Below are 17,278 nucleotides of genomic sequence, written 5' to 3' on the forward strand. Positions count from 1 at the left end.
CATTGTGGTGGGAAAGTCATAGATCATCATAGACAAATGCCTATGCTTTGTTGATGTATACAAGCCATACGTTCAAGAGCCTCGCGCAAGGGAGGTCTATTTCTGATACCCTAAATTCAAAAAATCAAAAGACATAAGATATGTTATTATCTAATTAGACAGTAAAAACTGGTAAGCTCCAGGAATTGAAACTCCATATGTATCAGCTCCACGGACGCTTACTTTGTTCAATTAGGTTAAATCGCAATAAGATCAAACGAAAGGGCAGTTATTGAAATAATTCAAGCTGCTTTTTCGTTTGACCTTACAGCGATTCTAACCTAAAGAATTTGAAGAGGTGAAGCCATGGCATGGAAATGTCCGAAATGCGGCAGAGAGTTCAGCAGACAAAACCAGGACCATTACTGTGTGAAACCGCAGAATATTGATGAATACATTGCTGCCCAGGATGAGAAATATAAGCCCAGATTAATGGAGATCCGGGAGATCCTTCGTGATGCACTGCCGGACGCGGAGGAACGGATTTCCTGGTCGATGCCCACTTATTGGAAAGGTCGTAATATCATTCATTTCGCAGCATCAAAGAAACATCTGGGCATTTATCCCGGTGATGAGGCTACAGCTGTATTTACGGAGGAACTCTCCGATTATGATGTAAGCAAGGGCACGATACGGATCCCCTATGATCAGCCTTTACCGGAAGCACTGATCATAAGGATCGCAAAATGGTGCTTTGAGAACTATTCCAAATAAGGTGTAAAGATGGTATGAAGAACGCAATAGAGTTCCGTTGTGTTCGGGAAAACGAACTCGGCCTTCTCAAAGACTTTTTATATGAAGCCATATTCATTCCGGAAGGTGTGGATCCGCCTTCGAGAGATATTGTAGAGAAACCGGAACTGCGCGTATACACTGATGGTTTCGGTACAAAGTCTGGAGACAAATGCCTCGTCGCGATCCACGACGGAAAAATAGTTGGGGCTGTCTGGACGAGGATCATGAATGATTACGGCCATGTGGATGATGAAACACCTTCATTTGCAATTTCACTGTACAAGGAGTATCGGAGAAAAGGGATCGGCACGAGGCTTATGGAGGAAATGCTGGAGATTTTTCGTGATCAAGGCTATAAAAGAGTGTCTCTCGCTGTTCAGAAGGCTAGTAATACTGTAATTGTCAACAGAAGGGCCAAGACTGTGGCTGCCATTTTCAATAAGATCCTTTTTATCTTAATATGGTATTTCTTCTTGTTTTTCAGATAGTATCGTATGGCAACAATGATTATTGCCAGTAATAGTTCGATAAAAGCCAACATTGAATCACCACCTTCCTGTGAAGGGCACAGAGCGGGAAATGATATATGATCATCCCCCGCCCCAACTATGAATTTTTACTGGCAGCAAACCTCCCACGAAATAGCTCAAAAAGAGCTTTCCAAATATTCGATAGACTCGCCTCTTCCTGTGCCATATTGTTCACAGGATGGAGAGGTGATGTCTGAACATTATGAATAATTAAATACACTATCTTGTATTATGACAATAGTGGTACTACAATATTATGTATAAGAAACCCGTAAACTTTATTTGTTCCAATGGAGAGTGATCATGATCACACAGTTCCCGGAAGTAATAACTATTGATGGTTTCGTTTACAAAAAGATGTCCCAGAGGGCAAGTGGAGGAGCATATTATGACTCCAAAGATAATCCTTCTGAGATAACATCGAAGTCAATCTGCCTTTATCCGAATGGAGAACTCACTTACAGCTGGAGAGGCGTTGAGCAAAAGTGGAATAAAAGCTACAGAATTGTAGGAAGACAGGCATTTAACTGAATATGGACTAATAGGCTTCGCTGCAGAAATGTAGTGAAGCTTTCTTTTTTGAAGGAGCACAGTTGAATGTTTATCGATAAGTTATTCATAATTAATCAAATATTTATACAAATAATGTTAGAATTAAGTATGGATACCTCTAAAGCATAACAATATTGTTAAGGCAAGAGCATTATGAGTTTTAAAAGAATCTATACTTCTATCAGCATAGCCCTACTTTTCCTGGTGATATCTCTAGGTGTTTTTATCATGCCCGTCATTGCATCGTCTGATTCCCCTATTCAAGAATTTACAATTGGAGTGCCTATAGACAGGTGTCCTATGTTTTACATTGACAGTGATTCCGGTGAAATAGTAGGAATCGGAGTAGATCTCATGAAATCAGCCGCTAAGGAAGCTGGTTTTGAGGTCGTATTCAAGGCCATAAGTGAACCTAATCTTAAAGAAGCTCTTGATAATACTGAGTATGACTTGGTTATGCCCTTTGGCAGTGCTGTTACAAGCGCATCTGGGGACGCAACCATCGTATCAGAAAATCTCATACAAACCCCATTTACCATTGTCAATACTGGTAAACAGTCTATTTCTGACATAAGTGCCATTAGAATCGGAATGTTAAAATCACAGGGCGGGGTCGCAGAAACTGTAAAACAGTTATACCCTGGAATAACGATAATCCTTTACGATTCCATGGCTGACTGCATTAAGGCGCTTAGAAAAAACGAAGTAGATGCACTTTTGCATAACTCATATACTTGGAGCTATGTGCTTCAAAAACCATCCTATAAGGATCTTAAAGTACAGCCTTCTGCCATGTTTTCAATGGATTTTCGTGCCGGCACTCTTGATACCGCAGAGGGAAGAAAACGCATTGAACTTATAAATGAAGGAATTACAGCTATTCCTGAAACCAAAAAGCAGGCTATAGCCCTTGATTACACTACTAGAGATCTATATGTGTACTCTTTCTGGGATTACCTGTATCAATATAAGTATTTCCTTATTGTCGGGACTATTCTTTTTATTGCGCTTGTTATTATGCTTGTCTTAAGACAGAAATCATATTTCGAAGAACAGAAGGAAAAGATGCGACTAATGGAGGATATCGATCCTCTCACCGGCGTACTTAGTTACAATGGTTTCAGGAAAAAGGTTGAGGAACTCCTTATCAATAACCCAGATACGGCATATACGATATCGTATAACAACATAAAGGACTTCAAGTTTATCAACGACAGCTTTGGATGGAAAGTGGGAGATGAGCTGCTAAAGTTCTGGACAGAGAGAAGTCTTGAAATTCTTACGGATAAAGAGGCCATTGGAAGGTATGATGGAGACCACTTTGTAATTCTTCGCTGCATGGGTGGCAATGAGCAGATTCTTCAGGATGAAAAATATGTTCTAGCCCCTGTCCGTAATTACTTAAAAGATCGCGGCAAAGACTTCATTGTAAGGTTCTGCACCGGCATATATGTTCTTATGCCGGATGACTATAAGGATATAAAAGTAGATAAGATGCTTGACTATGCCCGTATTGCCGAGAGAAAAGTAAGAGAAACCAAGAAAGAAGGATTTGAGTTTTATAATCCAACGCAGTGGGACAGAGGTAAGCAAAGCGCAGGAATAGTAAGCCGTCTTCCTGCAGCTGTTGAGTCAGGGGAAATACAGGTATGGTATCAGCCACAGGTAAACTATAAGACAGGAAAGATAACAGGTGCAGAGGCTCTTTGCCGGTGGAACAGTAAAAAGAATGGGAATATTTCTCCTGGAGAATTTATTCCTATTCTTGAGGAGACAGGGCTCATCTACGATCTTGATTGTCATGTGTGGGACACTGTATGCAAAGACTTAAGACGTTGGAATGAACAGGGTAGAGATATTTGTGTGTCTGTAAACCTTTCAAGACAAGATATTGTAAAGAACCCCGATGTGGCAGAGCATTTTAATACTTTAAAAGAGTTCTATAACCTGTCGCCAAAGCAGCTTCGTATTGAGATAACGGAAAGCGCATATGTTGAGAACTCAGATGTCATCATAAAGACCACCACTAAGCTTCGTGAGGCTGGCTTTGAAGTTGAGATGGACGATTTCGGTAGCGGATACTCATCACTAAATATGTTAAAAGAAGTAGTTTTAGATCGAATTAAGCTTGATCTTCGATTCATCACAGGCTCTGGAGATCAAAAGATGGGGCGGACGATACTTAGCTACATGGTTCAGATGCTCCAAGCTATTGGAACCTCCCTCATTGCAGAGGGTGTGGAGACATTGGAACAGGCAGATTTCCTCGGAAGCCTTGGATGTGAGGAAATGCAGGGGTATTACTTCTACAAGCCCATGCCGGTAGATGAGTTTGAGAAACTTGATGGATTTGAAAAGAAATCAGATTTGAAATAATGTACGAATGGCTTAACAGGCAACCGGACAATTGGTTCTCATATAAAGAAGTTAGCATTGAAAAAGTATATGAAAAAGAAAATGAATGATCTTCAAAGATATACTATTGAGTGACGATATGCAGGTGCTTGATTGATGACAATGACTGGTACAAAATATAGCAATTGTCACGTTGAAGCTGATAGTTAAGTCGTGTATACTTTATATTATAGTAAATAAGGGATGTACGTAATTTGTAATGATTTTTAGATTTTTGAAGTTTAATAATATGATATTTAAAACATCAAGACAGCCGGTAAGGCTGTTTTGGTGTTTTGTTTAATTAATTAGGATATTTAGAAGCTCGTGAAGTTACGGTACTATAAGAACAAGAAATGGAGAAATATTGAAAGGGATTTAATATAGCAGAAATAATAATTGAAATAAGCATCTTTATTATAGATATAAATGCCGATCATATTATGGCCTGCTATATGTAGCACTAACAAGAGCCAGGAAGAACGCATATTTAAGCTGTTATGGAGGATTAAGTGAGTTGATTGTATAATGTGTTGTGGCTACAAGGAAGAATAGAAAGGATTAATGTATGGCAAAGAGTAACGTGAGCATAGCGATAAATGAAGAGGTTATGAAAGAAAGCAGAGAGCATTATGAGAATATTGAACGGCAGGGTAATAGCTACAAGGCAGACGCTACTGTAAAAAACGAAGAGAATCCATCACCAAAAAAAGAGGAAGAAAAAGCGTCTGAAGCTGAAAAGGTGCAGGAAACACCAAAGGAACATAATGCTGAGAAGAAACCAGACGATAACCAACAGAAAAAGAATGAAGAGAAGAGTCCCGCAGAGTCTGAAAACAAAGAACAGAAAACGGAGTCTGAGGTTAAGAGCCCCAATTCAAAACCGGTTGCAACAATAAAAGAAGAGAAAAAAGTTGAGCCAAAAGACACAACTTCTGAAGAGAAAAAGGAAAAAAGACCCAGTACAATAAGCCTTAAAGACAAGAGTGAGCAGTTCAAGAAAATAATTGATGTTGCGATTGCCTTTGAAAAGGTTGAAGAAGAGAAGAAACGTCTCAAAAAGAAGAATACTGAATTATCAGAAGAAAAAGAGAAGGCAGAAGAAGAAAAGAAACAATTGCAGGCAGTGCTTGAGAGTGCAAAACAGGCATGCGATGAGAAGCAAAACGAGATAGATAAGCTTAAGGCAGATGTCGAACACAGGAATGAGGTTATAGATATTGTTAAAGCTGATAAGACAGAGTCATCGCAGGAATTTAAGAACGCACTTAGTGCATCATTGAAAACGTTCCATACAGATTTTGTTGAGCTTAAGAGCATGGAGATGTCAACAGATGTTGGATATGCTATCTCGGAAACTCTTGATAATGTATTTAAGGTACTTGAAAAGAACGGAATAACTATTAAATAAAGCACTAGGAGATTTTTAAAAGTGGCGGGTAAGAAGTTTAAATGGATTGGCATAGATTTTGGTACTACAAACAGTGCGGCCATTTCATTTTTGGATGAAGGAAATTCTATTGGAAGGTACGAGCATGGTGATGATCAGGGCACTCCATTCCCTTCAATAGTTGGTATCAATAAGACAACGGGTGAAGTTATCACTGGTAGAGATGCTAAAAACAGACGTATGGAGCTTTCTGAGAATTATGAGTTCTTTACTTCAATAAAGACAATAATAGATAAAGATGAGTATTACGATGTAGCAGGGAAGAAGTGGACTCCGGTTGCTTTGGCGACAGAAATTTTGAAAGGACTTAAAGAGGAAATCCTCAGAAAGAACGTTGATGCAGAAAGTGTTGTAATGGCTGTTCCGGTCGGTTTTTCTCCTTTGAAAAAAAGAAAGCTTCGTGAGGCAGCACAGAATGCCGGAATATCTATAGAAACATTTATAAGTGAGCCTACGGCTGCGCTGGTAAGTAATTACGCCAAAATGCGGATGTTTAGAAATGTCGCAGTATTTGATTGGGGTGGAGGTACACTTGATGTTGCTATTCTTCATATTGAAGATGGACGTGTGGAAGAAGTCACTACCTCCGGTATGAATCTTGCTGGTGACAATATAGATCGAAAGATTGCAGAACAGATGCATATCAAGTATTGCCTGAGCAAAAACGTTTCAAAATCATTTGATCAGGTTGATGCTAAGTCCAAAGATAGACTGATAGTAAAAAGTGAAGCTGCCAAAATTGATCTCAGTGAAGGTGAGGAGGTCGCTCGCATAATGGTGCCTAATTATGATGGCGCCGGTGTATTCATGGAATCAATTGAATATGAATTTTTTGATCAGTTGGTTGAACCAGAGGTTAACGAGGCAATTCACTGTATTAATGTTGCAATTGAGAAGGCACATTTAAACAAAGCAAATATTGATGCAGTGCTTTGTGTTGGGGGGTCCAGTAGATTAAAACCCTTCAGAGAAAAAGTTACAGAAATTTTTGGGGAAGAAAAGGTTATTTATCCCGAAAAGGTTATGTGGAATATTGCTGAGGGCGCTGCCATTGTAAGCATGTCCAATACCGCTGGTGGATATGGAATGAATCAGGATATAGGATTAATTCTAAGTAATGGCACATTTTATCCGTTGCTCAAGAAAGGACAGCGTATTCCTTGCAAAGAGAAGCGGATTAATTTTGCTTCGGTGACTGATGAAGAATCGATAAGATTCCTTGTGACGGATGCAGAAGACCCTACTAAACGGACTTTCGAAGAACCTATTGTGATTGAGAGAAAAGGACAAGGATTTATGAGTGAGCAGTTTGAGGTGTCCTGCTTTGTGGATCCCGACCTGCTGCTGAGATTTAGGGTGCGAAGTACGCTGTTTATGAAACAGTATCTATATATGTGGACATACAATAAGCTGAACATATATTACCAGATAGAAGGTGGAGCCATTGGAACAGAGTAATATTTATTTTGCAACAAATACTTTTAATTATGGCGATTTCTACTCTGGAGAGACCAGGAATAGGTTTGATGAGTCTAAGGGTAATGTTGCATTTTTTCGTCAGGTAATGGATTATGATGCACTTAAAAAGCTGAGAAATCATCCAAAGATGAGGGGATCGCTCAACTCGAATTACTATATGGCTCATATTAGCCAGGTTAGAGTGCTTGATCCGAACTTTGCTTCGGTAATGATTTCAGACAGAAAAATCGATCCGGTTATAGAAGCAGAGAATAAAAAGAATGATGCGGAATATGGCTATCCGGAAGACAATGACTATTATCCTCTATTAGAGGAAATTGTTGTTGATAACAAGGAATTGTCATATGCTGATCAAATGCTTGGGAAATGGCTTAAGAGTGGTCAGGGATTAGATGAAAAACAGTCTGAGGAAAATCCCTTTGGTCTGTTTTTAAAGCAGAGGGTTGAAACAGATCTGTCTGATAAGACAGTTACTCCAGAAGAAGCGGGTTTCGAAGAAATAGATGATACAGACCCATACTATTACATGTACGAAGAAGCTGCCGGCAAGAAGAAAAAAAGCTCGGAAGATATTGATAAGGCGCGGCTCTACGAGGAAAAGTACGGCAGTATCTTTAGGGCGTTTGAGGAAGTATCTCAGGAAGAAATCATACATGCACCTGTGGACCAGTATTCTTTTGTAAATGCAGGTCCTGGAACGGGTAAAACATATACACTCATGAAAAAAATGACGTATATGATGGATGAACTTGGTGTGGATCCGGAAGGAATACTTGTTCTGTGTTTTACTAATGCTGCAGTTAATGAGATAAAGGCCAGAATCAAGAAGTATGCGGAGGAAGAGGGGGACAGATCATTCATCAATGTAGATGTAAGAACATTCCATTCTTTTTCGTGGCTTCTTATAAGTCAGGCAAATGAATTATTTCATGATCGTCCGAATTATTCATATATTGATATCAGTAAGCTTAATTATGACCAGAGTATAAGGAAAGCAACTGAGATTATTAGAAAATTTGGGGATGAAGTTTTTGGAGGGTGCGACCATCTTATAGTTGATGAGATACAGGATTTAACAGATGAGAGAGGCTATCTTGTTATTACTATGGTAGATGAATGCATCAAAAATGGTGTTGGAATAACTGTTCTCGGAGATTCCTGTCAGGCAATATATGATTATTCTGATGATGACACTGTTTATGAACTAAAGTCTGACAGGTTTTATAAGTATATGTTCTCCAAGTTTTTTGATGTGGGAACGTTTTATCGCCTTGATAAAAACCATAGACAGACGCAAGACCTCATCAAGAGAACACAGCCACTAAGAGAAGCAATACTTGATACGAGAGTTGAAGGAAAGAAAGCTGCTGTAAAGAGAGCAATTGAAGGACTTAAAAAGAGTGTTTCTACTCTTACTACAGGCTCTCTTTCAATGAAGTATTCTCAGTATGAATTCAATATGCTGACGGAAGAGGGTACAGCCTGCCTTATGTGTAGGAATAATGCGCAGGTGTTAGCTACATCCAGTAATCTTCGAAAGAAGGGAATTAAGCATGTTGTTAATGCATATAATGAGTTTGAGTATTTATCAGACTGGATTGGAAAAATATTTGGACTCTTCACTAAAGAAATAATAACTTATGATGAATTCAAGGATTTAAGCGAGAAATATAAGCTCAAGATTGATGTTGATGAAGTATGGATTAGACTGCAGGATCTGATTGGAAGCCAGAACAATGTGCAGAAGATTTCCGAGATACTTAAGGCGGTAGCGAAATCAAAGGTTGATGATCCTGTTTTCAGAAATGTTCCTAAAGAGAAACTGATTGTTTCTAATATTCATAAGTCCAAGGGACGTGAATATGATACGGTAGTCGTTGAAACCAAGTTTCTTAACCGACTCATAAATGAATCTGCAAGCATTAAGAGTGTTCAGCAATATGTTCAGGAAGCAAAGACGATGTATGTGGCCGTAACAAGACCAAGAACAAATCTGTTTTTTAATTCATTAGCGGGAACAAATGTATCTTTGAAAAAAATAAAAAGCACAGGAAGAAAACGCTGGGTAAGAGGGGATGGATCCAACTTAAAAACAATAGAGGTCAGAGCAATGAGTGATGCTGATGTGGATTCATACAATACACCTGACATTCAGGAATACATTATCAAAAATGTAAAAGAAGGCGATGAAATCAAGCTTGTGCTGGACAGATATTCCAGCAGCGCCATGTATAATGTGGTTCATGTATCTGTAAGAGGAGAAAGAGTAATAGGCAGAGTAACAGATGATTTTGTTGAAGATGTAGATGCAATTATTACTCCTTATGGCTCACCATGGCCAAGACGTATAACAGATTTATTTGTTTCCGGAGTTCATACACAGATAAGCCAGGATTACAAACAGGCATGGTGTTGGGTGGATTTCTGCGGATTAGGAAGCGGACATACAGATATCTACTAAGGAGATAGCGGTGGATTTTACAAAATATTATAAGGCGAGGGATGTTGTAAAAGAAATACTGGAAAAAGATTTGCTTGGTCCACTGACTGAGGACGAAGTTATCAATGATTATCCTATAATGTATTACATTGTTGGGAAACTCTATCCACAGCAGTGCAGATATACAATAGACCGTGCCAGTGCTGAAGATGTTGGAAATACAGAAGATGAACAGAATTTGTCTTTGGATGATGGCAGAGTACCATCATCCATGGGCATTTCTTTTTCATTGTCAAAAAATGCGAGTAAATTATGGATATCAGTTTCGGCTGCGTCTTATATGCCCAAAAGTGAAAATGAAGAGCAGCCTAACGAGAAGCCTGGAGATGATGATAAAAGAGTTTTATGGCAAAGGCAAAAAGTTGAAAAGAATGATATTGAGATTGATGCCTCGGGACTGAGTGCCAGACAAAGAGTAGAGGTTGACGTTACTGATGGTTTAAAGTTGATCCTTAATTGTCACAAGATATATCCTGATGGAAGTAAAACAGTAACAGCAACACTTATCAACACTTTTGAGCAGAGTTCCAAGGAAAAAAGACCTTGGGTTAATCAGCATACTTTCTTTCAACCACAGATTACTATCAGGGCATCAAAGGATAGTTTTACAGACATTAGAAAAAACGTCTCGGTTAGTGTGAACAAGGATAACCAAGAGATGGAAATGCTGTACTCAAAGCACCGTAATTATGTTACCGGTCATGGATGTGCAGCTGATTACTGCTTAGAAGGTGATGATATTGTTTTAAAGTCATTATTTCTTCCTGTATATGAGCTTAACCAAATGATGCCTGCGCAGAACTCAAAAAGCCAGGTCTTGTCAATGAAATATCTGGCAATTACAGATAAAAAAGCTCTTATCAATAATCTACTTGATTGGATTGAAGATTATAAAGTATGGATTGATGCTTGTGAAAATGTAGTTACTGATATTTCTACTGGGTATAAAGAAGCTGCTGAAGACAATATAAAAAAATGCAGGGCAACATATAGCGTGATAGTTAAGTCAATACACTGCCTTGAAGATGATGTGGTATATAAAGCTTTTTCATATGCAAATGAAGCTATGTTTATGCAGAGGAAGCAAACATTGGAACGGAAGGGAAATCATGTGGACGAGGATGCTATAAGATGGTATCCCTTTCAGCTTGCGTTCTTCCTACAGGAAATTATTTCTTTTGCAGAGCCTAAGTCTGCAGAAAGGGAAAATGTTGACCTGCTTTGGTTTCCTACTGGTGGAGGTAAGACTGAGGCTTATCTTGGAATTGCAGCTTTTGTTATCTTCTTAAGGCGTATGCGAGACAGGGACTTTGGGGCAGGAGTTTCAATAATCATGAGATATACACTGCGACTCCTTACGTTTCAACAGTTTGAACGTGCATCTGCATTGATATGTGCCTGTGAACTTTTGAGACAGAAATATAAGTTGCCTGGTGGAGAGATATCAATTGGACTATGGGCTGGTAAGGCATTAACCCCCAATTCTATAGAGATGGCGGATAAGATACTTAATGGTTATCCGGATCCGGATAATGCCAGCAGTAATCCAATGCAGTTGGAGAAATGTCCTTGGTGCGGCGATAGTCTTGATAGAGACAATTATTCATGTAGCAGGGAAAGTGTGCGAATGCATATCAGGTGCGGAAATCATAAGTGCAAGTTCACAAATGGCCTTCCGGTACACCTGATTGATGAGGAAATATACAGATATAGACCAAGCTTTTTGATTGCGACGGTTGATAAATTTGCTCAAGTTGCGCAGAGAGAGCAGTCGTTTTCCATATTTGGAAAAAAAGGAGTAATAAAGCCTCCGGAGTTGATAATACAAGATGAGCTTCATCTGATTTCAGGACCACTGGGGACGATTACGGGTATATATGAAGCTGCTTTTAAGAAAATGTGTACGCATAATGGGATAAGAGCAAAGGTTATCGCTTCAACAGCTACTATCAAAAACGCCAAAGAACAGATTAATGCGTTGTATGCTTCCGGAGTAACGCAGTTTCCTCCGCAGGGTATAGATGCGGATGACTCTTTCTTTGCTATAAAATCATCACGGAATAAGAGACCTTCCAGAATGTACATGGGGTGCATGGGAACAGGTACCAGTGCAACGACAATGATGATCAGAGTGATGGCTGCAACACTCTATGCTACAAGATATCTGGAAGAATTGGGATATGATGAACAGATAATTGATTCATTTTGGACTATAACAAGTTATTTCAATACTTTAAGAGAATTGGGAGGAGCAATAGTCCGTGTAAATGATAATGTTCAGGATAGGTTTGGGTATCTGAAGGAAACAAAGCTCAAGGATGTTTATCCAATAACTGGCGGGCAACTCAGATATGGCAACTATATTGAGCTTACGAGCCGTGAAAAAAGCGAGAATATAGGTAAGATAATTCAGAACGAATTACTTATAAGATATACAAAAGAAAAGGCAGCGATGCCCTATGATTTTATATTGTCATCAAATATGATTTCTGTCGGTATCGATATTGCAAGGCTTAATACTATGCTTATGGTTGGTCAGCCTAAGACAACTGCTGAGTATATTCAGGCAACGAGTAGAGTAGGAAGAGATACACCCGGATTTGTATTCACAATGTACAATTATATGAGATCAAGGGATAAGTCATATTTTGAGCAGTTTTGTCAGTATCATGAAGCATTTTATAAGTATGTAGAAGCAACAAGTGTAACACCGTTTGCTGAGAGAGCCAGGGATAGAGCCCTTCATACACTTTATGTAATGCTTTGCCGTTTCTATATTCCGGAATTGGCTGGGAATAATGCGGCTGGTAGGTATAAACGGAGCTTGTCTGGGCTTGAGGAAATAAGAGATTATATCCTTGATTATGTTAATACAGTAGATCCGGATGAATATGATAATGTCTTAGATGAACTTAAGGATATAGAACTGGAATGGGAAGCTCGCGCAAGAGAGAATTCTTCGATGACATATATAAAGTCGCTTTATCAGAAGGAACCGGCTTTGTTTGGTGAGGATTACGAAGAAGAGAACCGGTTTAGGGTTATGAACTCTATGAGAAGTGTGGAAACCTCAGTGCAGGTTATAACAAGGGAGTAATATGGCATTTAAAATCAAGCCAAAAACTGAAGGAAAAACAACAACATACAGATTCAAGATTGCCGGAGAGATAAGAAAATCTCAGAGTATCACAACGTATGGTCCGGGAGCCCTGATTGATTTGCCAAGAATCAGTGGCATTATTAGTGGTACTGACAACTGGGAAAGCTCGTTGGGCAAGCCTAATTTCGTGAAGATGAAGATTCACGAGAGAAATCTTGAAAGAATCCTGGGGAAAAAGTATTTTATCCAGGCTTCTACAGTGCCGGATAAAAGATATATAAATGGAATAAACATAGAGCGATTCCCTGAGTATTGTTACTGCCCTGAGTGTGGTGCTCTTGATAAATACTATAAGATTGCGAAAAAGACTAACAATGTAACGGACTATAACAGTGATTCATTCTGCGGTATTTGTTATCAGTCAAAATCGAGAAATGTAAAGCTGATACCGTCCAGATTTGTTGTAGCATGTACCTGTGGGCATATGGATGAATTTCCATATGAATGGTGGGTACATAGAAATGGCGGCAGATGTGCTAACCCTAAGCTCACGATAGAGATGTCAAAGACGACTAGTAGCCTTGACGGAATTACTATTAAGTGCCAGTGCGGAGCAAAAGAGAACCTCGAAGGAGTAATGGATAGGGGCTCTTTACATATGCTGAGATGCTATGGTGCAATGCCCTGGCTTGGAAAAAATGAGGACTATAGGGGATGGTATTCTGAAAATACCCCAGATGACCCTTGTGATAAGGAACTGAGAGTTCTTCAGCGTGGAGCAAACAATGTATACTATTCGGATATCGTATCAGCGCTGACAATTCCTCCATATAGTTCTAGGGTTCAGCGTATACTTGCTGGCGATATGGAAATATTGGAGCAGTACAATGGTATGCCTGACAATCTTAAAAAGGCAAATCTGGAATACTATTTCACCACACATGAAGATAGACTTAGATGTACTTATGAGAAGTTCCTGCAGGATCTTGATTATGCGCTGGGGATAGAATCAGATAACTACAACGAGTTAAAAGACCTTGTTGGTGGCGAATATGACGCTTTATGTGATGAAGACTGTTCAGATCCTGATTTCCTTACAATAGAATCGGATGTTCCCAATGAATTTGAAGGACTTATAGACCAGGTGAAGATAGTAGGTAGATTGCGGGAAGTGGAGGTGCTGAGAGGCTTTAAAAGAATAGCAGTTGATGAGGGGCTCACAGCACAGTTATCAAGAAAGCCATTGGACTGGCTACCGGGAAATGAATTATATGGTGAAGGGATTTTTATTCGCCTTAATGAACAGGAAGTTCAGAAGTGGGAAGCAAGAAATGCTGTCAGATACTCAAAGCTTGTAGGAAGAGCAAAAGACAATTTCTTTGCAGGAAAAAGAGTATCTGATGGAAATACACGATATATATTACTTCATACATTATCGCATTTGATTTTAAGAGAACTGACAATGCAGTGCGGATATTCAGCAGCATCGATAAAGGAAAAGATATATTCTTCTGAAGGTGGCGATAAGCCTATGTGCGGATTGCTCATATATACAGCTGCTTCTGATTCTGACGGAAGCCTGGGCGGCCTGGCAAGACAGGGGGTTACAGAGAAGCTGCGAGATATTCTGATGAATATGATAGAGAATGCAAGCTGGTGTTCTAATGACCCTATATGCATCGAGTCTCAGGCACAGGGATATGCTTCGCTGAATTATGCGGCTTGCCATGCATGTTCGCTGCTTCCAGAAACAAGCTGTGAATGTTCAAACATTCTGTTGGACAGAGCTGCTATTATTGGAACAACAGAAGATGCTAAGCTAGGATATTTTTCAAGGCTTACGGATTTTTGATTCTGAATGAATTTATAGTGAAAAGATTTACGACACCTTTCAATTCTTAAGTTCCCCGTGGGATTTATGTTCATATGTTTTTCAGTGTTGGTGTTGTGCTTTGTCATTGTAGAGATCATTAAGAGTACAAAAGGTAAAAAGAAATGAAACCAAGATCGGTTGTAACAAACATTGACAGTTGATAGTTTTACATCGGGATGGAGATTTGAATGCCGTTATTTATTTCAAGGAACATGATAGATGAATTAGAAGTTGATGCTATAGTAGACCCAACTGAAGTCTGGCCAATCAGATCAGTTAATGATCTCTCTGCTGGAGTTAATAAAAGACTATGTTTACCAGCGTTAGATTATATTATAGAAACTGGTAAAGAAACAGATAATCTCATAATTGGACAGATAGCAATAACACCGGGATATGGAATCAATACGAAATTCATCATTCATGTTGTTTTTCCAAAAGTTATCAATGGAGATATAGACATGGAACAGGTTCTTAAATGTTATGAAAACTGTCTTAGAGTAGCTGTCGATAACAATTTAAAATCCATTGCATTCCTGTTTTTATTAGATGATGGGTGTGATGAATCAATAATATACGAGTTTCAGGATGAAATAGATCGGATTAATAGTTTTCTGGAACATGATGATATTGATGTATATCTTAACTTTGAAGATTTATCGAACGGCCATAGGGAAATCATAAAAAACTCTCTTAATAAATATATAGAAGAGCATTACCAACCAATAAGTGAGACAGAGAATTTTAAAGTATGTAGTGCTCATGAAGACTACGACTCCGATGATACCTTTGATTATGATAGTTTTGATAAAATGGAGGAAGTACTATCTGAGAGAATAGATAACATGACTGGTACCTTCTCGGAGTTTCTTCTTCAAACTATAAGAAGTAAGGGAATGACTAATGCTGATGTTTACAGGAGAGCAATTGTTGATAAAAAGGTCTTTTCAAAGATAAAGAATAACCCCGAATATCATCCTCAAAAAATGACAGCATTATGCTTGTGCATAGGTGCTAAGCTAAATCTTAAAGAATCGAAGGAATTACTTGCAAGGGCAGGATATGCGCTGTCGCCTTGTGATAAGACAGATGTGATATTTTCATTTTTTATAGAAAATGGAATCTATGACATGATTGAACTGGATATACAATTAGAAGAACATGGTATGAAGGCTATGATTTCGTAAAGTAGAAGGTCGCTTAATGGGCGACCTTCTATTTTTTTATAAATGATATATTTTTCTTGTTCAAATATTTGGAAGGAGGTGAAGTGAAAATGATACAGAACATATGATTGTTTGTGCAGAGAGGTTTATGGTACACCAAATTTGTTAGGATGAAAGCTAAATATGGGTAATAAGATAGGTTGATGTTTAGCAAAACATTGAAAATGGAGGGTTAAAAATGGCAGATTTTATTATTGATAACGGTGTGGTAATTGATGATATTGATGGTGTAGTTGAAGGTATTGCAAGACTAAGTGGAATGAGTATACCTGATCCTCAGACCATAAAAAAGTTTGTGACAAATGAAAAATCAACAAGGTTTTATATTGATGATAAGTGTGCATGCAAAATGCAGCCTGATAGAGACTCAGTATATCTGTGGCTTGATAGTGGATTTACGGACTATTCTGGTGAACCCATCATGATTTCTCTTCTAAATAATAGGTGTGGAAGCTATAGCGGGCATTACTGTGGAACGATGAGGGTGCTGGCAAATAGTATAGGAAATCACTATCCGCACAACAGAAGAAACATAAATAAAAATGTGGGAATGCTTAAGGTTAAGTATGATAACAAGATTTCCGGTAGAGTGCATTTACATATTTATGATGAGCAGGAATATCTAATAAAGTCTAGTAATGCTGAAAGTGGCAGCAGTATTATGGCTGAAATCATAAAGGGACTGAATCTAAATTATGAGGAACCTGAGAGAAATGCAGAAGAGGTTATTGTAGAGGCCCCTCAGGATAATAGGCCACAAGCTCCAGAGATGAGTGAGTTGGAAAAGGAAATAACGATAGGACTTCTTTATGAGCAGGTTAAGAAGTGGAAGGATTACTCAGATAAACTGCTTGGAATTATCGAGGAGTTTGACACTGTTGACAGAGTAAGGATGAAGGAGCTTGAAGAGGAGAACGCAGAATATAAGAGAGCCATGGTAGAAATTAGATCGCATATTAATGACAATCTTGTGGAAGAAAAGAAAGAAATTTCGGATAAATCAGGTGGGCATGATCTTCTTGGACAGAGAGGAAAAATATTGGTACTCGGCGAATGCTCTTTGGATGAGAAGGTCATGAACGGCATATCTAAAACTTATGGGTTCGAGAGGAAGGACTTTGTTTATGAGATAGATTATGACAAGGTTATGAATTACGCTGGCAGACTTTCTTATGGCGGTAGATACAGCGCAATAATTTTAGGGGCATGTCCGCATAAGGTTAATTTACTTGGAGATTACAACAGTTTCATTGAGAAATGTAAGAACGATGAGAATTTACCAAATGCTTATGATGCCAGAACTTTTTCTGGAGAACTGAAGGTGACAAAGGAATCATATCGGAGAGTGCTTGAGAGGATTATTGCGGATCTGAAGTCTGATCAAGTAGCATAAAGGGTGG

General features: G+C 38.7%; 11 protein-coding genes. All 11 read left to right on the top strand.

Translation table 11 applies throughout. From position 1 onward, the window contains the following. Positions 1-345: 345 nt before the first annotated feature. Positions 346-753: an iron chaperone gene (locus G586_RS0113975; protein WP_022762558.1), complete on the top strand. Its 408-nt coding sequence runs from the start codon at positions 346-348 to the stop codon at positions 751-753. A gap of 14 nt (positions 754-767) precedes the next feature. Next, positions 768-1,262, top strand: a complete 495-nt coding sequence (locus G586_RS23185) for a GNAT family N-acetyltransferase (protein ID WP_035773377.1) — start codon at positions 768-770, stop codon at positions 1,260-1,262. A gap of 345 nt (positions 1,263-1,607) precedes the next feature. Continuing rightward, entirely contained in the window at positions 1,608-1,835 is a 228-nt protein-coding gene (locus G586_RS0113985; RefSeq protein ID WP_022770101.1) for a hypothetical protein, read from the top strand. Between the two features lie 174 nt (positions 1,836-2,009). Then, positions 2,010-4,232 (top strand): EAL domain-containing protein, encoded by a 2,223-nt coding sequence (locus G586_RS0113995; RefSeq protein ID WP_026528256.1) that lies wholly within the window; start codon positions 2,010-2,012, stop codon positions 4,230-4,232. Between the two features lie 586 nt (positions 4,233-4,818). Then, positions 4,819-5,661, top strand: coding sequence for a hypothetical protein (locus G586_RS0114000; RefSeq protein WP_026528257.1), 843 nt, complete (start codon positions 4,819-4,821; stop codon positions 5,659-5,661). Between the two features lie 21 nt (positions 5,662-5,682). Next, positions 5,683-7,158 carry an Hsp70 family protein gene (locus tag G586_RS0114005; protein WP_026528258.1) on the top strand — a complete coding sequence of 492 codons (1,476 nt, stop codon included), beginning with the start codon at positions 5,683-5,685 and terminating at the stop codon, positions 7,156-7,158. Beyond that, positions 7,145-9,640 carry a UvrD-helicase domain-containing protein gene (locus G586_RS0114010; RefSeq protein WP_026528259.1) on the top strand — a complete coding sequence of 832 codons (2,496 nt, stop codon included), beginning with the start codon at positions 7,145-7,147 and terminating at the stop codon, positions 9,638-9,640. The genes G586_RS0114005 and G586_RS0114010 overlap by 14 nt, the downstream gene beginning before the upstream one ends. 10 nt (positions 9,641-9,650) lie before the next feature. Continuing rightward, positions 9,651-12,776: a helicase-related protein gene (locus G586_RS23190; protein WP_051204812.1), complete on the top strand. Its 3,126-nt coding sequence runs from the start codon at positions 9,651-9,653 to the stop codon at positions 12,774-12,776. A gap of 1 nt (position 12,777) precedes the next feature. Next, positions 12,778-14,631 carry a DUF1998 domain-containing protein gene (gene drmB, locus G586_RS0114020; protein WP_026528260.1) on the top strand — a complete coding sequence of 618 codons (1,854 nt, stop codon included), beginning with the start codon at positions 12,778-12,780 and terminating at the stop codon, positions 14,629-14,631. Positions 14,632-14,864: 233 nt separating this feature from the next. Beyond that, complete coding sequence (locus G586_RS0114025) at positions 14,865-15,839, top strand: macro domain-containing protein (protein WP_207640725.1); 975 nt, start codon at positions 14,865-14,867, stop codon at positions 15,837-15,839. Positions 15,840-16,056: 217 nt separating this feature from the next. Continuing rightward, positions 16,057-17,271 carry a hypothetical protein gene (locus G586_RS0114030; protein WP_026528262.1) on the top strand — a complete coding sequence of 405 codons (1,215 nt, stop codon included), beginning with the start codon at positions 16,057-16,059 and terminating at the stop codon, positions 17,269-17,271. The last annotated feature ends 7 nt before the right edge of the window (positions 17,272-17,278 follow it).

The sequence above is a fragment of the Butyrivibrio sp. VCD2006 genome (assembly GCF_000423925.1).
Taxonomy (GTDB): domain Bacteria; phylum Bacillota; class Clostridia; order Lachnospirales; family Lachnospiraceae; genus Butyrivibrio.